The sequence below is a fragment of the Kluyvera genomosp. 1 genome, from assembly GCF_001266615.1.
GTDB classification, from domain to species: domain Bacteria; phylum Pseudomonadota; class Gammaproteobacteria; order Enterobacterales; family Enterobacteriaceae; genus Kluyvera; species Kluyvera cryocrescens_A.
This window is the reverse complement of record NZ_LGHZ01000043.1, coordinates 22,500-40,373: the sequence shown is the minus strand read 5'-3', so window position 1 is coordinate 40,373 and position 17,874 is coordinate 22,500. Positions and strand designations below refer to the sequence as shown.

Genomic DNA, 17,874 nt, shown 5'->3' with positions numbered 1-17,874 from the left:
GACAGGCCATAAACTCAGCCGGATAGTGCGCTTTTAGCCACAGCGTCTGGTATGAGACCAAAGCATAGGCGGCAGAGTGTGATTTGTTAAACCCGTAACCGGCGAATTTCTCCACCAGGTCAAAGATTTTCATCGCCAGTTCGCCATCAACACCGCGGCTTTTCGCCCCTTCTTCAAAGGTACCGCGCTGCTTGGCCATCTCTTCGGGCTTTTTCTTACCCATCGCACGACGCAGCATATCCGCGCCGCCCAGAGTATAGCCGGAAAGCTCCTGGGCAATCTGCATAACCTGTTCCTGGTACAGGATAATGCCGTAGGTGGGTTCCAGTACCGGCTTCAGACACTCATGCTGCCATTGAACGTCCGGATAAGAAATCTCTTCACGCCCGTGCTTACGGTCGATAAAGTTATCTACCATCCCTGACTGCAACGGGCCCGGACGGAACAGGGCCACCAGCGCGATCATATCTTCGAAGCAGTCCGGCTGCAGACGTTTGATCAGATCCTTCATGCCGCGGGATTCAAGCTGGAATACCGCCGTGGTTTCCGAGCGCTGCAGCATGTCGAAGCTTTTCTTGTCATCCAGCGGGATGGCGGCTATATCCAGCGGTGGCTCGCCGTTGCGTTCACGGCGGGCGTTGATCATCTCCAGCGCCCAGTTGATGATGGTAAGCGTACGCAGACCGAGGAAGTCAAACTTCACCAGACCGGCGTATTCTACGTCGTTCTTATCAAACTGAGTCACCGGGTGCAGCCCCTGCTCATCGCAGTAGAGCGGTGCAAAATCGGTAATTTTGGTCGGCGCGATAACCACACCACCGGCGTGTTTACCGGCGTTACGAGTGACACCTTCGAGCTTACGCGCCATATCGATCAGCGCTTTTACTTCTTCGTCAGCCTCGTAAATCTCCGGCAGCTGCGGTTCGGCTTCAAAGGCCTTGGCCAGCGTCATGCCCGGATCGGGCGGCACCAGTTTGGAAATACGATCAACGAAGCCGTACGGATGCCCCAGCACGCGGCCTACATCGCGGATAACCGCTTTTGCCGCCATAGTACCGAAGGTAATAATCTGCGAAACCGCATCACGACCGTACATCTCCGCCACGTGTTCAATAACCTGGTCGCGTTTCTCCATACAGAAGTCAACGTCGAAGTCAGGCATCGAGACACGTTCCGGGTTAAGGAAGCGTTCGAACAGCAGGTCAAACTCCAGCGGATCGAGGTCGGTAATTTTCAGCGCATAAGCTACCAGCGAGCCCGCACCTGACCCACGACCAGGGCCTACCGGCACGCCGTTATCTTTCGACCACTGGATAAATTCCATTACGATCAGGAAGTAGCCCGGGAAGCCCATCTGGTTGATAACTTTAAGTTCAATCTCCAGACGCTCATCGTACGGCGGGCGCTTCTGCGCACGGACTTCAGGATCGGGGAACAAAAATTCCAGACGCTCTTCCAGCCCTTCATGGGATTTGGCCACGAGGAAATCCTCAGTGGTCATGTCACCAGTCGGGAACTGCGGCAGGAAATATTCGCCAAGGCGCACCGTTACGTTGCATCGTTTGGCAATCTCGACGCTGTTTTCCAGCGCTTCTGGAATGTCCGAGAACAGCTCGCACATCTCTTCTTCGCTGCGCATATATTGCTGCGAAGAGTAGTTACGCGGGCGTTTTGGATCGTCCAGCGTGAAACCATCATGAATCGCGACGCGAATCTCATGGGCATCGAAGTCACCGGGCTCAAGGAAGCGAACGTCATTGGTCGCGACCACCGGCAGTCCGCGCGTTTCCGCTAGATCTACGGCCGCATGCAGATAGGCTTCTTCATCAGCCCGCCCGGTACGGATAAGCTCAAGGAAGTAAGCGTTTGGGAAGTGCTCTTCGTAAAATGCCACGCACTGTTCAACCAGCGCCATATTGCCACGCAGTAAAGCACGACCAACATCCCCCATCCGCGCACCGGAGAGCAAAATCAGCCCTTCTTTTAATTCAACCAGCCAGTCGCGGTCGATAATCGGCCCAGCAGCACCGTAGCCACGTTGGTAGGCTTTAGAAATCAGCAACGTCAGGTTTTGATAGCCAACATTATTGGCCGCCAGCACCGTTAACTGAGTCAGTTCATCGCCAAACAGTTCGCTCTGGACATGGAAATCAGCACCAACAATCGGTTTAATCCCGGCGCCATGCCCCGCTCCGTAGAACTTCACCAGCCCGCAAAGGTTGGTAAAATCGGTGATCGCCAGCGCAGGCATGCCCAACGCGGCCGCCTTTTTCACCAGCGGCCCGGTTTTTGCCAGCCCATCGATCATGGAGTAGTCGCTATGCACCCGCAGGTGCACGAAACGTGGTTCAGCCATTATTCATTTCCGGTTTACTTATCCGGCGCGGATTAGGACGCGAGTCCCAGCGCGCGTTTGACAGGAGCAAAACTGCGTCGGTGATGCTCGGTAGCGCCATGCTGTGCAAGCGCTTCCAGATGAAAAGGGGTTGGATAGCCTTTATGTTGGGCAAAACCGTACTGTGGCAGTACTTTGTCCAGTTCAGCCATTTCCGCATCACGCGTCACTTTCGCCAGAATGGAGGCGGCGCTAATTTCTGCAACCCGGCTATCGCCCTTCACCACCGCCATCGACGGCATTGGTAGCACCGGGCAGCGATTACCGTCAATCAGCACATATTCCGGAGCAATTGAAAGGCCAGCAACCGCACGCTGCATCGCAAGCATGGTGGCATGCAGAATATTAAGTTCATCAATCTCATGCGGCTCTGCTCGGCCAAGGCTCCAGCACAGCGCTTTTTCTTTAATTTCGTCAAACAGCGCCAGACGGCGTTTTTCACTGAGCTTTTTGGAGTCGTTTAAACCAACAATCGGGCGCGCCGGGTCGAGAATCACCGCCGCGGTGACGACAGCGCCGACCAATGGGCCGCGACCGACTTCATCCACACCGGCAACTAAATGGGTATGGGGATATTCAAATTCAATCATTGTGCTAACTCCAGCACCGCATCTGCCGCCTGCTCATCCGCATTACAGCGAATTTGCAAGTGCAGTTCGCGGAAGGTGTCATGCATCGCGTGGCTGGTTCGACCGTTCGCCAGCAATGGCTTCAAGGCTTCGGCAAGCAACTCCGGCTGGCATTCATCCTGCAACAGCTCTTTCACAAGCTCACGGCCAGCCAGCAGGTTCGGCAGTGAGACATACTCGGTTTTGACCAAGCGTTTAGCCAGCCAGAAGGTGAACGGTTTCATGCGATAGCCCACCACCATCGGGCATTTGGCCAACATGCATTCTAGCGCAGCCGTACCCGAGGCCAGCAGTGCGGCGTCGCTGGCAATCATCGCCTCACGAGCCTTACCGTCCAGCATATGCACGACCATATCTGGCGCGACTTCAGCCTTGATACGTTCAAACTGCTCGCGACGTTTCGCATTCACCAGCGGCACCACGACCTCAAGGTCTGGATACTGCTGGCGTAACAGCTGAGCGGTTTTAAGGAAATCGGCGCTGAGCATTTCCACTTCGGCACCACGGCTACCCGGCAACATGGCCAGACAGTGGACATCGTGGGCGATACCCAACGTATCCCGCGCGGCATTTTTATCGGGATCCAGCGGCATGGCGTCCGCCATGGTGTGGCCAATAAAGCGACACGGAACGTTAAATTTGTCATAAAACGCTTTTTCAAAAGGCAGAAAAGCAAGAACCAAATCGGTGGATCTGCCAATTTTGAAGACGCGTTTCTGTCGCCAGGCCCATACGGACGGGCTGACGTAATGAATGGTTTTGATCCCCTGCTTCTTAAGGTTGCCCTCAAGGGTGATATTGAAATCGGGGGCATCAATGCCGACAAAGACATCGGGCTTGAGATCGGTAAAACGCTGGGTGAGATCGGCGCGAATGTGCAGTAAACGACGTAGTCGCCCCAGCACTTCCACAATACCCATCACCGCCAACTCTTCCATTTCATACCAGGCTTCACAGCCTTCGGCCTGCATGAGAGGGCCAGCAACACCAACAAAACGCGCGTTGGGTACTCGCGCCTTCACGGCGCGAATGAGACCTGCACCAAGAATATCGCCGGAGGTTTCTCCGGCGACCAGGGCAATCGTTAAAGGACGCTGCTCAGTCATTAACGAATCAGGCCACGCGTAGAGCGGGCGAAGAAGTCGCTAAAGGGTTGAACTTCCGGATGCTGCTTCGCAAGCTCAGCAATTTCCGGTTTCACTTCTTCCAACGTTTTGCCACTGCGATACAACGCTTTATAAGCGTTGCGGATGGCGGTGATCGCTTCACGGCTAAAGCCGCGGCGCTTCAGGCCTTCGATGTTGACGCCAAACGGTGTCGCGTGGTTGCCCTGAGCAATAACGTATGGCGGAACGTCCTGAGCAACCCCAGAACAGCCGCCTACCATCACGTGCGCACCGATAATGCAGAACTGGTGCACCGCGGTCATGCCGCCGATGATCACAAAATCATCCAGCGAAACGTGGCCCGCGAGGGTAGCGTTGTTTGCCAGAATACAGCGGTTTCCGACTGTACAATCGTGTGCCACGTGGGCGTTGATCATCAGCAGGTTATCGCTGCCCACCTTCGTCAATCCACCGCCCTGTTCTGTGCCACGGTGAATGGTGACGCTTTCGCGAATGCGGTTGCGATCGCCAATTTCCACGCGAGTAGGTTCACCAGCATATTTCAGATCCTGGTTAACTTCCCCGATAGAGGCGAACTGATAGATCTCGTTATCACGACCAATTTTAGTGTGGCCGTTAACAACAACGTGAGACTTCAGTACGGTGCCTTCGCCAATTTCGACGTTCGGCCCCACAATACAAAACGGACCAATGTGGGCATTAGCACCGATAACGGCACCGTCTTCCACGATGGCAGTAGGATGGATAAAGGCGGTTTTATCAATCACGGATTAGGACTCCCGGCTACGCGCGCACATCATTGTCGCTTCGCAAACCACTTTACCATCAACCAGCGCAACGCCTTTAAAGCGAGTCAGGCCACGGCGGGTTTTCTCGAAGGTGACTTCCATAATCATTTGATCGCCAGGCACGACAGGACGCTTAAAGCGCGCTTCATCGATACCAGCAAAGTAGTACAGCTCGCCTGGCTCCAGTTTACCCACGCTTTTAAACGCCAGAATACCGGTGGCCTGTGCCATTGCTTCCAGAATCAGCACGCCCGGTAAAATCGGCTTGCCAGGGAAGTGTCCCTGGAAAAACGGCTCATTTACGGAAACATTTTTCACTGCGCGCAGAAAACGACCTTCTTCAAAATCCAGCACGCGGTCTACCAGTAAGAACGGGTAGCGGTGTGGCAGAAGTTCTAAAATCTCTTCAATGTGCAGAGTATGAGTGTCAGTTGTCAAAATACTCTTCCTGTCAAAATATACTAAGGGGCAATAATAACACGGCCTGCCGGATTACAAGAATGCCGACAGGCCGGGAAACGAAAGGCGATTAGATGAAAATTAGTCTTGATTGTTCAGCTTGCGTTCCAAACCTTTGAGACGCTTGCTCATTTCATCAATATTCATCACCAGTGCAGCCGTTTTACGCCATGCCTTATTCGGCTGTAGCGGAATACCGGACGAGTAAACGCCAGGCTCAGTAATAGGACGCATCACCATCCCCATACCGGTCACGGTCACTTTGTCGCAAATTTCCATATGGCCGTTAATCACGCTGGCGCCGCCAATCATGCAGTAACGACCAATTTTCAGGCTGCCGGCCATGATAACACCGCCTGCAACCGCGGTATTGTCGCCAATCACCACGTTGTGCGCAATCTGGCACTGGTTATCAATGATAACACCATTGCCGATCTGCGTGTCGTCAAGCGCGCCGCGGTCGATCGTTGTACATGCGCCGATCTCCACGCGATCGCCAATAATCACTCGACCTAACTGAGGGATCTTCACCCAGTTGCCGCGATCGTTGGCGTATCCAAAACCATCAGAACCGATAACGGTGCTGGATTGGATCAGACAATTCTCACCGATCTCGACTTCGTGGTAAATGGTTACGTTCGCCCACAGGCGTGAACCGGCACCAATTTTGGTCTTTTTACCAACGAAACACCCCGCCCCAATCACGACGTTATCGCCAAGAACAACGTCAGACTCAATCACGGCATTGGCGCCAATAGAGACGTTGTTACCAAGCGTTGCGGACGAACTAACGACCGCGCTTGGCGCGATATCCTGCGCCGGCTGTGGCGTGGTATCTAAAATTTGTGCCATACGTGCGTATGTCAGGTAGGGATTCTTCACTACCAGCGCAGCGCCTTTGGCAAAAGGCAGTAAATCATGCGTCAGGACAATCGCCGACGCTTCGCAAGCGGACAGGTGTTCACGGTACTTGGGATTAACCAGGAACGTGACATGACCCGCCTTAGCGGATTGCATGGACGCGACAGCGGTGATGACGATATCGCCATCACCGTGTAATTCCGCATCCAACTGCTGAGCTAAGTCAGCCAGTCGAATTGAAGGCATTACTTATTTAACCTGTTTCAGTACATCAGCGGTGATGTCTTTCACATCGCTGCTGTTGAATGCAACGGCGTTAGCGTCAACCACCAGGTCGATGCTCTGGCTAGCAGCAACGGATTTCACTGCAGTCTGGATACGAGTAACCAGTTTGCCACGTTCTTCGTTAGTGCGGCGCTGACGATCCTGCTCAAAGGACTGTGCTTTCTGAGAGAAAGACTGACGCTGTGCAGTGATGTCTTTTTCCAGCTTGGTGCGGTCAGCACCTGCTTTCATAGACTGCAGACGCTGCATTTTAGACTGCAGGTCGCCTTCCATACGCTGAAGTTCGCCAGCACGGCCTTTGAATTCGTTTTCCAGTGTGTTGGAAACGCCGGTTTTCTGTGCAACTTGCTGGAACAGGTTACCCATGTTAACAATTGCAATTTTATCTGCTGCCTGAGCAGAAGCGGCCATTGCTAAACCCAGACCTGCTGCGACTAACCACTTTTTCACAATAATACTCCTTACCATCCCATATGTACCCGAAGGTACTGTTCTTTTGGTGGCCCGCAGGCCACCTGACGCTATCGCCTTATGCCAGCAAAACTAAACTGAACGTGCATTCCTTTGCAATGAGCAATTACCAGGTTTTACCAATGTTAAACTGGAACTGCTCGGATTTATCTCCAGTATATTTCTTATACGGCTGGGCGTAGGAGAAGACCAACGGCCCTAATGGGGACATCCATTGTAATGCAATGCCTGCGGACATACGGATATTGCTCGGATCGCTATAATCCGGAACGCCTGCCGCTTTCATCGCAGAGGTATTTTGCCAGTTGGTATCCCAAACGGTACCGGCATCCCAGAAGAAGGAGGTACGGACCGAGTTCGCGTATTTATCGCTGATAAACGGCGTTGGAACAATCAGCTCCAGGCTGGCGACGGCCATGGCGTTACCACCCACCGCATCGTCAGACTTACAGTAGCCGCCGGACTGGTCACAGTTATCCAGACCAGATGCACCGTAGTAAACCGCTTTTGGACCAATGGTGTTGGACTGGAAACCACGTACGGTGCTAGAACCACCGGCATAGAAGTTTTCATAGAATGGCAGTTCTTTGCTGCCAATTCCGTCACCATAGCCCCACTTGGTACGGCCCAGAACCACCCACTGATGATCGTCATCAATTGGGAAGTAGGACGCCGTATCCATGGTTACTTTATAGAACTCGTTATCGGAGCCCGGAATCGTCACTTTACCGTTCAGGTTGACGCGCGAACCGTCCGTCGGGAAGTAACCGCGGTCCAGTTTGTTATACGTCCAACCATAGTTGAAGGTGAAGTCGTTTGCCGAGAAACCGTTATCGTCGCTGGTTTTACCCGCCGTCTGGCCGATAGAGTCCAGATAACGCCACATCGCCACCTGCGGTTCCATGTTGGACAGGTCGTTGTGGACATAGCCCAGACCCGCACGCAGTGAGTTGTATTCGTTAATCGGGAAGCCTAACGTCCCGTCTACACCATAACTTTTGTTGGTATAGGAGGAGAGGTCAGCATCGTCAGCTTTAAAGTCATTGTAGAAGACACGACCGCCAAGGCTAACGCCATCAACCGTAAAGTACGGGTTGGTCACAGAAAGCTCGGTATAGGTCTGGTAGTCGTTCTTGGTACCGTTGATACCCACAGAGTAACCGGTACCTAACCAGTTATCCTGCTGAACGCCTGCCTGGAAGCTCACGCCGCTTTCAGTACCGTAGCCGATACCGAAGTTGAAGCTACCGGTGTTACGTTCTTTAACCTTGTAAACAACGTCAACCTGGTCCGGACTGCCCGGTACGCGCTGGGTATCGGTGTCGACGGTTTCAAAGTAGCCCAAACGATTCAGACGATCTTTACCCTGGTCCACTAAATCACCGCCCAACCATGCGCCTTCCATCTGGCGCATTTCTCGACGCAGTACGGAATCTTTGGAGGTGTCGTTACCTTCGAAGCGGATATTACGCACGTAGAAACGGTTGCCAGCATCCACGTTGATATGCAGCTTGACGGTTTTATCGGTATCGTTAATTTCCGGCTGAGACTGCACGCGCGGATAGGCGTAGCCATAGCGACCAAGAAGTTTCTTAATGTTATCTTCCATTTTGGTCACTTTCGCACCGTTATACAGCTCGCCTGGCTCAATCTTAGTCAGCCCTTCGATTTCCGCTGAATGGCCTGCCAGGTTCCCCGTCACCTGTACGCCAGACAGTTTGTACTGGTCGCCTTCGGTGATGTTAACGGTGATGTAGATACCTTTTTTATCCGGCGTCAGACTAACCTGAGTGGAATCAATGTTGAAACGGGCATAGCCGCGGTCCAGATAGTAGCTACGCAGGGTTTCAAGGTCACCCGCCAGCTTCTGTTTCTGGTATTTGCGATCGCCTACCACGTTCCACCACGGCACTTCATCGCGCAGCTGGAAAGTAGAAATCAGATCTTCAGTACTGAACGCATGGTTACCCACAATGTTGATCTGTTGGATCTTCGCGGAAACCCCTTCCTGGAATACCAGCTTCAGGTCGACACGGTTACGCGGCAGCGGCGTAACGACCGCCTTCACGCTCGCGCTGTACTTACCGACGCTGTAATAGAAATCTTCCAGACCTTTTTCAATATCGCCGAGCGTTGTACGGTCGAGGGATTCCCCGACGCGAACGCCAGACGCTTCAAGGTTTTGCTTCAGCATGTCATCTTTCACCGATTTATTACCGGAGAAGGTGATGCTCGCAATTGTTGGGCGTTCTTTGACCTGCACCAGTAACACATCGCCGTCTCTCAGGACGCGGACGTCCTCAAAGTTGCCCGTGGCAAACAGGGCGCGAATGGTGTTACTGATATCATCATCAGTGACGGTATCGCCAGGACGTACTGGCATACTGAGGAGGGCCGCACCAACAGCGACTCGCTGCAAGCCTTCGAAATGAATGTCCTTCACTACGAATCCGTCAGCACCGTATACGGTCGCGCTGCCAAAAAGCAGCGACGCTATGAGCAACTTTTTCATCGCCATCGTTATTATGCGTTCTTCCTAACTATCTCTCTACAACCGAGAGAAATCATTGAAAAGTGCAAGCCCCATTAACAGCATCAGCAAAACCGAGCCAATGCGATAACTAAAGTCTTGAACTCGCTCGGATACCGGGCCGCCCTTTAGCTTTTCAATCGCTAAAAACAGCAAATGTCCCCCATCAAGTACGGGGAGCGGGAACAGGTTGATTATGCCTAAATTCACGCTGATGAGTGCAAGAAACATCAGGTAGTAAATCAACCCAAACTCCGCAGACATCCCAGCCCCTTGGGCGATAGAAATCGGCCCGCTGAGGTTGTTCAGTTTGACGTCACCGGTTATCAATTTTCCCAGCATACTGACCGTCAGCTTCATCAACTGCCCGGTTTTCTCCGTGGCTTCGACAATCGCGCTGAAGGGCCCATACTGGCGCACTGTTTTATATTCCTCAGGCAGCGGGATAATTTTCGGTACTACCCCTGCAAACCCTTCTACTTTTCCGCTACCGTGTTTTGTATCCGGTATCAGAGTTAAAGACAAGGGACTCCCCTGCCTTTCGATCCCCAGCTGTAACGCTTTGCCAGGATTGTCACGCACCAGCGTAACAAACGTCAGCCATTGCGTCAGCGGTTGACCGTTGACTGTAACGATCCGATCCCCTGCTTGTAAACCGGCTTTACGCGCCGCAGAGTCAGATTGCACTTCGGCGAGTACAGGTTCGATCTGTGCACCACGGGGACGTATCCCAAGCGAGGTCACCGGATCTTCTTTATCTGGCTCAAACGCCCAATGACGCAGATCGAGGATTCTATCCTGTCGCTGGTCACTCCCGAAAGGGGCAACGGTGAGAGTGGTGCTTTCGTCACCAATTTTTGCCACTAACGCCAGGCGCACAGCATCCCAGTCAGGCGTTTCGATACCATCTATCGCTTTTAGTTCCGTGCCTGGTGCAATTTGTGCTTCCGCCGCGATCGAGTTGGCGGTTATTTCGCCAACAACCGGACGAACACCAGGGACACCGATGATAAACACCAGCCAGTAGGCGAAGATAGCAAAGAGGAAGTTAGCGATGGGGCCAGCGGCAATCACGGCGGCGCGCTGGCCGACCGTTTTGTTATTGAATGCCATGTGGCGCAGTTCAGGCGCAACAGTGTCAACACGCTCGTCGAGCATTTTGACGTAGCCGCCCAGGGGAATAAGGGCAACCACAAATTCGGTGCCGCGTTTATCAACGCGGCGCCACAGCGCTTTCCCAAAACCAATAGAAAAGCGCTCTACACGGATACCACAGCGCCGAGCAACCCAGAAATGACCAAATTCGTGTACGGTGATCAATACCCCTAGCGCGATAATAAATGCGGCCAGGTTCCAGAGAATGCTCAGCATAAGTCCATCCGTTAAATCGTCCTGAATACCAGCAGCAGCAGGCAGGCAAAGACCGGCACTGCCGCCGTCAGGCTGTCAATTCGGTCCAGTATCCCACCGTGCCCCGGGATCAAATGCCCGCTGTCTTTAATACCCGCTTCACGCTTGAACATGCTCTCCGTGAGATCGCCCAAAACAGAAGCCAGCGCGGCAATAATGGAACAGGTTAACAGGATGGACGGTGCAACGTCCAGATTTGCCCAAACACCGTATGCCCAGGAGATAACGGCCGCCGTGATCAGGCCACCGATAAAGCCCTGCCAGGTTTTGCCTGGGGAGACCTTGGGTGCGAGCTTATGTTTGCCAAACAGCTTGCCGAACATGTACGCACCGGAGTCTGCACCCCACACCAGAATCATGACGTAAAGCAGCCACAGCGCACCGCTGTAGTGGTTTTCGTCGTAATGCCATGAGCGGAGAGCCAGCATGCCCCAGAAAAACGGTACAATCGTCGCGATACCGAAAACCAGACGCAGCGCCTTTGATTGACGCCAAAGTGCCGCAGAGCCTGGATATGAGAGAACTAAAACCAGCGCGACGCCCCACCAAATCAGGGAGGCCCAGAGCGATATTTCGACTACCGGTTGATGAATATTATGGTGATATTCCGGAATCAAAAATAGCATCACCGCCAGCAACAGGCCGCAGAGTACCGCGAGCCACACGCGCTCGGTGCGCGAAGTGAAACCGCTAAACTGTCCCCATTCCCACGCTGCCAGCATACACACAACGAGCGTCACAATAGCAAAGCCACCGGGCGGCAGCAAAAACAGGGCTGCGATAACAACCGGTATTAAAATCAATGCAGAAATCAGGCGATACTTCAGCAAAAGCTACCCCCATCAGGCTTTGTCGCCACCAGGCTCGGTGCCACCGAAACGTCGCTCTCGATTAGCGAAAGCATGCAGTGCACCCTCAAAGTCTTGTTCATCGAAATCGGGCCAAAGAACATCTGTAAAGTAAAGTTCAGCATAGGCTATTTGCCAGATGAGAAAGTTACTGATCCGATGTTCTCCCCCGGTCCTAATCACTAAATCTACGGGAGCCAGTTCATGCATGCAGATCTGCTGATTCAGCAGTTCTTCATTGATTTGATCGGGGCGGAGTTCCCCTTGCTGAACCTGTTCGGCTAAGCGCTGAACTCCCTGAATAATATCCCATCGACCGCCGTAGTTTGCAGCGATGTTCAAGGTTAACCCCGTATTTTTTTCCGTCAGCGTTTCCGCCTTCCGGATCCGCTCTTGCAGGCGCGAATTAAACCGATGTGTATCGCCAATAATCCGCAACCGAACGTTATGACGGTGCAGGCTTTTTACTTCACTGTCCAGTGCCCAAACGAACAGCTCCATCAACGCACTCACCTCTTGCTCCGGGCGGTTCCAGTTTTCACTGCTGAATGCGTATAGCGTTAGTGCTTCAATACCGTGGCTCGCGGCGTAGGATACGGCGCGGCGCACGGATTTCGCCCCGGCTTTATGTCCAAAGGCGCGAATCTTACCTTGCTTCTTCGCCCAGCGGCCATTGCCATCCATAATGATTGCCACATGACGGCAACCGTGGGCTGGCGGGTTCTCGCTGGTTGGTTGATTAGCAGACAACATAACGCGTTTATAATCCATGAAAAGGGATGAGCGGTACCCCGGAATACAGCCATACACTTTATCTTTCAGGAAAACCTGAATGATTTTACGTATCTTTGTGTCGCAAAAAAGCCGTGCTTAATCACGGCTCTCTCGATAGCAAAACGCAAACGCAGTGCTACCGAGTGGCGCAGACTATATCACTGAAGCCAGATGCTAACAAATGCCGTGATGGTTTGTATGCTGATTCCGCTCTCATTAACGGACGAAATGCTTAGCCTGCACAGACGCCTCTTTACGCGCCCTGGCATCCATTTCCATTACCGCCTCTACGCTCTGTGGTTCACTGAGTTCGAGGTGTTCCAGAACCGCCAGATTAACTGCCGCAATATCGGTAAAACGGATTTGACCGCCGAGGAATGCAGCAACGGCAATCTCGTTGGCAGCATTGAGCGCTGTGGTCGCCGCCTGGCCCTGTTCAAAGGCCTCCATTGCCAGCTTCAGGCAAGGGTAGCGCGCATAATCAGGTTCGCTAAAGCTCAACGTCCCCATCTTGCAGAAATCCAGCGGCTTAGCACCGGAAACCACACGATGTGGCCACCCCATGGTATTGGCAATCGGCGTCCGCATGTCGGGCTCACCCAGCTGCGCCAGTACGCTTCCGTCCTGGTATCGCACCATCGAGTGAATGACCGACTGAGGGTGAATCAGCACTTCCATCTGCTGAGCTGATGCATTAAACAGCCAGCGGGCTTCGATGTATTCCAGACCTTTATTCATCATGGTGGCCGAGTCGACGGAAATTTTACGTCCCATCGACCAGTTCGGATGACGGCAAGCCTGATCTGGCGTCATTGCGCTCAGTTCAGCGATTGGCGTTTCACGGAATGGACCACCCGATCCGGTAAGCAGAATGGATGACACTCCATGCTGCGTCAGGTCAGCGTACCCTAAATTGCTCTGAAAACTTTGCGGTAAACTCTGAAAGATAGCGTTATGTTCGCTGTCGACGGGCAACAATTGTGCATTATGTTGTTTAACCGCCTCAAGGAACAGACGCCCGCAGGTCACCAGCGACTCTTTATTCGCCAGCAGGATGACTTTTCCCGCACGGATTGCTGCCAACGTTGGAAGCAGGCCGGCTGCACCCACAATCGCCGCCATGACCTGATCAACATCGTCCAGCGCCGCAACATCGCAGGCCGCCTGCTGGCCGCTAAGCACTTCAGTCGGACTACCCTGCTCACGCAAAGCCAACATCACGGCGTGGGCGCTGTGTGCGTCATCCATCACCGCATAGCGCGGAGTAAACTCCAGGCACTGTTCAACCATGCGCTCGACGTTTTTACCCGCTACCAGCGCGGTTACCGTAAATTTCTCTAGGTTATGGCGCACGACGTCCAGCGTATTGCACCCAATAGAGCCCGTTGAGCCCAGAACAGCTAATCGCTTCATGAGAGATCCAGAATAGATAAAATATACTCGGTAGATTTCAAGTCGCGCAAAGGCAGAAAGTCGATGGTCCCAAAGCGCTTACCGCATCCAATAATCTAGTTTCAGGGACGTAGCCTGCCGGTGGCAACTTGAAACACGACGAGTACAAAGCAAAACGCCGCCAGCGAAGCAGTGATGCTCCCTGTACGGCGTTCATCGCACAACTTACGCAGTATTAGAACTGCATCAGCTCTGCTTCTTTCTCTGCCAGCGCCGCTTCAACTTTCTTGATAGCCGCATCGGTCAGTTTCTGTACATCTTCCTGAGAACGGCGATCGTCATCTTCGCTGATCTCTTTGTCTTTCAGCAGTGCCTTCACTTTATCGTTCGCATCGCGACGCACGTTACGCACGGAAACGCGCGCTTGTTCTGCTTCACCACGAACAATTTTAGTCAGGTCTTTACGACGCTCTTCGGTCAGCGGAGGCAGTGGCACGCGAATATCAGTGCCCGCAGAGCTTGGGTTCAGACCGAGGTCAGACGCCATAATTGCTTTTTCAACGGCCGGGCCTAAAGAACGGTCAAACACGTTGATTTTCAGCGTACGGGTATCTTCTACCGTAACGCTTGCCAGCTGACGCAGCGGAGTTGGGGTGCCGTAATATTCAACGACAATGCCGTCCAGCAGGCTGGGAGAAGCACGACCCGTGCGAATTTTGCTGATTTGGTTTTTGAACGCTTCCACGCATTTTTCCATGCGTACTTCAGCATCTTTTCTGATATCGCTAATCACGTTACGAATCCTTGAAAACTAGTCTCAGTCAGACCAGACGATGACACATTGCAAACAATGCGCTAAGTATAGTCTCGTTTAAATCAGGCCACAGAATATACTCGTCGTCATTCAAGCTGCGGATGCATTGGCTGTATTCGTTCCCCCGAATCACTTACTAAAGTAAGCTTTTCGGGATCCTCTCACTTACCGCGTTCCCGCAACTCGAAATCCATAGAGTGAATCAATTCGGCCAGGTAAAGGCGAATCTTACCCGGAATTGGCCGCTACGGAAATTATTCCGTAATTAAAGTGCCTTCTTTTTCGCCCATGACCACGCGACGCAGTGCGCCTGGTTTGTTCATGTTGAATACGCGAATTGGCAATTTATGGTCACGGGCCAGCGTAAAGGCGGCAAGATCCATGACTTTCAGTTCTTGTTCCAGCACGTCGCTGTAGCTCAGCTGCTCGTACATGGTTGCAGACGGGTCTTTCGCCGGGTCAGCGGTAAATACGCCGTCAACTTTGGTGGCTTTCAGTACCACGTCGGCTTCGATTTCGATGCCGCGCAGACAGGCCGCGGAGTCGGTGGTGAAGAACGGGTTGCCGGTACCGGCGGACAGAATCACGACGCGGTTGTTACGCAGCAGGCTGATAGCCTCTGCCCAGCTGTAGTTATCACAAACACCATTCAGCGGAATCGCTGACATCAGGCGGGCGTTCACATAGGCGCGATGCAGTGCGTCACGCATTGCCAGGCCGTTCATTACCGTTGCCAGCATGCCCATGTGGTCGCCCACAACGCGGTTCATGCCCGCTTTTGCCAGACCCGCGCCACGGAACAAGTTGCCACCACCAATAACGACACCCACCTGGATGCCCAGCTCAACAAGTTCTTTAATCTCTTGCGCCATGCGGTCAAGAATACTTGCGTCAATACCGAAGCCTTCAGTCCCCTGCAATGCTTCGCCGCTAAGCTTGAGCAGAATACGTTTGTAGACAGGTTTTGCGTTGGTAGCCATTTTGTTTCCTGAGAGTGTCACGAATGGGATGAGTGACATCATGCGTTCCTTGCCTGTGAACCCCAATAGGAGCTGGCTGATTTCCACATGACGATTTTCTTTACTGCCTAAATCTTTAGTACACAAAAGAGAGCCGCCCTTAGGCGGCTCCTTTACAGCAATTAAGACTGCTTGGACATTGCAGCAACTTCTGCTGCGAAGTCAGCCTCAACTTTCTCGATGCCTTCGCCCACTTCAAAGCGGATGAAGCCAGTCACGTCAGCGTTGTGCTCTTTCAGCAGCTGGCCAACGTTTTTGCTTGGGTCCATAACGAAAGGCTGACCAGTCAGAGAAACTTCACCGGTGAATTTCTTCATGCGGCCTTCAACCATTTTCTCTGCGATTTCTTTCGGCTTACCGGACTGCATCGCGATATCCAGCTGAACCTGGTATTCTTTTTCTACAACTTCTGCAGACACGTCTTCTGGCTTAACGAATTCTGGCTTGCTTGCAGCAACGTGCATTGCCAGGTGTTTAACCAGCTCTTCATCAGCGCCTTTAGCAGCAACCAGAACACCGATACGTGCACCGTGCTGGTAGTTGCCCAGAACGTCGCCTTCCAGGATTGCAACGCGACGGATGTTGATGTTTTCACCGATTTTAGCAACCAGTGCAACGCGCTCTTCTTCGAACTGTGCTTTCAGGACTTCAACGTCAGTCACTTTACCAGCAACAGCTGCGTCCAGAACTTTGTCAGCGAACGCCTGGAAACCACCATCTTTAGCAACGAAGTCAGTCTGGCAGTTAACTTCCAGAATCACGCCGAAGTTGCCTTCGATTTTGGTTTTGATCACGCCGTCAGCAGCAACGTTGCCTGCTTTCTTAGCTGCTTTGATCGCGCCAGATTTACGCATGTTTTCGATTGCCAGCTCGATGTCGCCGTTAGCTTCAGTCAGTGCTTTTTTGCAATCCATCATGCCTGCGCCAGTACGCTCACGCAGCTCTTTTACCAGGGATGCGGTAATTTCAGCCATTCTAAAATCCTCGGAAGATTTGATCTGCCCGGCCGAAACCGCACAGATTTAAAAGTAAAAAAGGGGGCCATAGACAGGCCCCCTAACCAAACGTGTACTACCTGGTCTATAAGGGCTCTAACGAGCGTGCCTTATTACTCAGCTTCTACGAAGCTTTCTTCCGCCTGGGAAGCCAGATCCTGGGAACGGCCTTCACGAACGGTAGCAGCAACTGCGCTCAGGTACAGGGTTACAGCACGGATTGCATCGTCGTTACCAGGGATAACGAAATCAACGCCATCTGGATCAGAGTTGGTATCAACGATAGAGAATACTGGGATACCCAGGTTGTTCGCTTCTTTGATAGCAATGTGCTCGTGGTCAGCATCGATTACGAACAGTGCGTCCGGCAGGCCGCCCATGTCTTTGATACCGCCCAGGCTGTTTTCCAGTTTCTCAAGCTCACGAGTACGCATCAGCGCTTCTTTCTTGGTCAGCTTGTCGAAAGTACCGTCCTGAGACTGAGTTTCCAGATCTTTCAGACGTTTGATGGACTGACGAACAGTTTTCCAGTTAGTCAGCATACCGCCCAGCCAGCGATGGTTCACGAAGAACTGGTCGCAGCTGTTTGCAGCTTCTTTCACAGCTTCGCTTGCAGCGCGTTTAGTACCAACGAAAAGGATTTTGCCTTTGCGAGAAGAGATCTTGTTCAGTTCAGCCAGAGCTTCGTTGAACATTGGTACAGTTTTCTCAAGGTTGATGATGTGAACTTTGTTACGTGCGCCGAAGATGAAAGGCTTCATTTTCGGGTTCCAGTAACGGGTCTGGTGACCAAAGTGAACACCAGCCTTGAGCATGTCGCGCATGGAAACAGTTGCCATGGTAAAAACCTCTATAGATAAAGTTGGGGTTAAGCCTCCACGCATCCCATATTACCGACCCCTAAGGGCACCCCGGAATATGTGTCGATACGTGTGTGTTATTACACAAAGTGAGATTTGTCGCTTCCAGCCAAAACAATGAGCGGAAGTTCGGCGCGCTTTATACCATAAATTCGCCGAAGATACCAACAGTAGTTATCGCTCTGCGGGGCACGAAAGGCGAAGTTCAGAATGATTC

General features: G+C 52.6%; 16 protein-coding genes. All 16 read right to left on the bottom strand.

Annotated features, from left to right (window positions below; all coding sequences use genetic code 11):
- Positions 1-2,356, bottom strand: a 2,356-nt coding sequence (dnaE, locus tag KP80_RS20120) for a DNA polymerase III subunit alpha (RefSeq protein ID WP_052285417.1), incomplete at its 3' end; no start/stop codon positions are given.
- Positions 2,357-2,388: 32 nt separating this feature from the next.
- The gene (gene rnhB, locus KP80_RS20115) at positions 2,389-2,985 is read right to left on the bottom strand and encodes a ribonuclease HII (RefSeq protein WP_052285416.1); all 597 of its coding nucleotides are present in this window, start codon (positions 2,983-2,985) and stop codon (positions 2,389-2,391) included.
- On the bottom strand, positions 2,982-4,130 hold the full coding sequence (lpxB, locus tag KP80_RS20110; RefSeq protein ID WP_052285415.1) for a lipid-A-disaccharide synthase: 1,149 nt from the start codon (positions 4,128-4,130) through the stop codon (positions 2,982-2,984). The genes rnhB and lpxB overlap by 4 nt, the downstream gene beginning before the upstream one ends.
- A complete protein-coding gene (gene lpxA, locus KP80_RS20105) occupies positions 4,130-4,918 on the bottom strand; it encodes an acyl-ACP--UDP-N-acetylglucosamine O-acyltransferase (RefSeq protein ID WP_052285414.1) in 789 nt (262 codons plus the stop codon). The genes lpxB and lpxA overlap by 1 nt, the downstream gene beginning before the upstream one ends.
- Positions 4,919-4,921: 3 nt before the next feature.
- Positions 4,922-5,377 (bottom strand): 3-hydroxyacyl-ACP dehydratase FabZ, encoded by a 456-nt coding sequence (gene fabZ, locus KP80_RS20100; RefSeq protein ID WP_052285413.1) that lies wholly within the window; start codon positions 5,375-5,377, stop codon positions 4,922-4,924.
- A gap of 102 nt (positions 5,378-5,479) precedes the next feature.
- Positions 5,480-6,505, bottom strand: a complete 1,026-nt coding sequence (lpxD, locus tag KP80_RS20095; protein ID WP_052285412.1) for a UDP-3-O-(3-hydroxymyristoyl)glucosamine N-acyltransferase — start codon at positions 6,503-6,505, stop codon at positions 5,480-5,482.
- 3 nt (positions 6,506-6,508) lie between these two features.
- On the bottom strand, positions 6,509-6,994 hold the full coding sequence (gene skp, locus KP80_RS20090) for a molecular chaperone Skp (RefSeq protein WP_052285411.1): 486 nt from the start codon (positions 6,992-6,994) through the stop codon (positions 6,509-6,511).
- A 127-nt stretch (positions 6,995-7,121) separates the two neighbouring features.
- On the bottom strand, positions 7,122-9,533 hold the full coding sequence (bamA, locus tag KP80_RS20085) for an outer membrane protein assembly factor BamA (RefSeq protein ID WP_052285410.1): 2,412 nt from the start codon (positions 9,531-9,533) through the stop codon (positions 7,122-7,124).
- Positions 9,534-9,563: 30 nt separating this feature from the next.
- A complete protein-coding gene (gene rseP / locus KP80_RS20080) occupies positions 9,564-10,916 on the bottom strand; it encodes a sigma E protease regulator RseP (protein WP_052285409.1) in 1,353 nt (450 codons plus the stop codon).
- A gap of 11 nt (positions 10,917-10,927) precedes the next feature.
- Positions 10,928-11,785 (bottom strand): phosphatidate cytidylyltransferase, encoded by an 858-nt coding sequence (gene cdsA / locus KP80_RS20075; protein WP_052285408.1) that lies wholly within the window; start codon positions 11,783-11,785, stop codon positions 10,928-10,930.
- Positions 11,786-11,797: 12 nt separating this feature from the next.
- Positions 11,798-12,556: a (2E,6E)-farnesyl-diphosphate-specific ditrans,polycis-undecaprenyl-diphosphate synthase gene (gene ispU, locus KP80_RS20070; RefSeq protein ID WP_052285418.1), complete on the bottom strand. Its 759-nt coding sequence runs from the start codon at positions 12,554-12,556 to the stop codon at positions 11,798-11,800.
- Positions 12,557-12,793: 237 nt separating this feature from the next.
- Positions 12,794-13,990 carry a 1-deoxy-D-xylulose-5-phosphate reductoisomerase gene (gene ispC, locus KP80_RS20065; protein ID WP_052285407.1) on the bottom strand — a complete coding sequence of 399 codons (1,197 nt, stop codon included), beginning with the start codon at positions 13,988-13,990 and terminating at the stop codon, positions 12,794-12,796.
- Between the two features lie 214 nt (positions 13,991-14,204).
- Entirely contained in the window at positions 14,205-14,762 is a 558-nt protein-coding gene (frr, locus tag KP80_RS20060; RefSeq protein WP_052285406.1) for a ribosome recycling factor, read from the bottom strand.
- A gap of 275 nt (positions 14,763-15,037) precedes the next feature.
- The gene (pyrH, locus tag KP80_RS20055; RefSeq protein ID WP_052285405.1) at positions 15,038-15,763 is read right to left on the bottom strand and encodes a UMP kinase; all 726 of its coding nucleotides are present in this window, start codon (positions 15,761-15,763) and stop codon (positions 15,038-15,040) included.
- 161 nt (positions 15,764-15,924) lie between these two features.
- Complete coding sequence (tsf, locus tag KP80_RS20050) at positions 15,925-16,776, bottom strand: translation elongation factor Ts (protein WP_045439976.1); 852 nt, start codon at positions 16,774-16,776, stop codon at positions 15,925-15,927.
- Between the two features lie 134 nt (positions 16,777-16,910).
- On the bottom strand, positions 16,911-17,636 hold the full coding sequence (gene rpsB / locus KP80_RS20045) for a 30S ribosomal protein S2 (protein ID WP_052285404.1): 726 nt from the start codon (positions 17,634-17,636) through the stop codon (positions 16,911-16,913).
- Positions 17,637-17,874 lie beyond the last annotated feature (238 nt).

Excerpts from the sequence above, each read along its gene's own strand:
- ispU (WP_052285418.1), bottom strand. The coding sequence starts at position 12,556 with ATGTTGTCTGCTAATCAACCAACCAGCGAGAACCCGCCAGCCCACGGT.
- lpxB (WP_052285415.1), bottom strand. The coding sequence starts at position 4,130 with ATGACTGAGCAGCGTCCTTTAACGATTGCCCTGGTCGCCGGAGAAACC.
- lpxD (WP_052285412.1), bottom strand. The coding sequence starts at position 6,505 with ATGCCTTCAATTCGACTGGCTGACTTAGCTCAGCAGTTGGATGCGGAA.
- tsf (WP_045439976.1), bottom strand. The coding sequence starts at position 16,776 with ATGGCTGAAATTACCGCATCCCTGGTAAAAGAGCTGCGTGAGCGTACT.
- rnhB (WP_052285416.1), bottom strand. The coding sequence starts at position 2,985 with ATGATTGAATTTGAATATCCCCATACCCATTTAGTTGCCGGTGTGGAT.
- rseP (WP_052285409.1), bottom strand. The coding sequence starts at position 10,916 with ATGCTGAGCATTCTCTGGAACCTGGCCGCATTTATTATCGCGCTAGGG.
- rpsB (WP_052285404.1), bottom strand. The coding sequence starts at position 17,636 with ATGGCAACTGTTTCCATGCGCGACATGCTCAAGGCTGGTGTTCACTTT.
- ispC (WP_052285407.1), bottom strand. The coding sequence starts at position 13,990 with ATGAAGCGATTAGCTGTTCTGGGCTCAACGGGCTCTATTGGGTGCAAT.
- bamA (WP_052285410.1), bottom strand. The coding sequence starts at position 9,533 with ATGGCGATGAAAAAGTTGCTCATAGCGTCGCTGCTTTTTGGCAGCGCG.
- pyrH (WP_052285405.1), bottom strand. The coding sequence starts at position 15,763 with ATGGCTACCAACGCAAAACCTGTCTACAAACGTATTCTGCTCAAGCTT.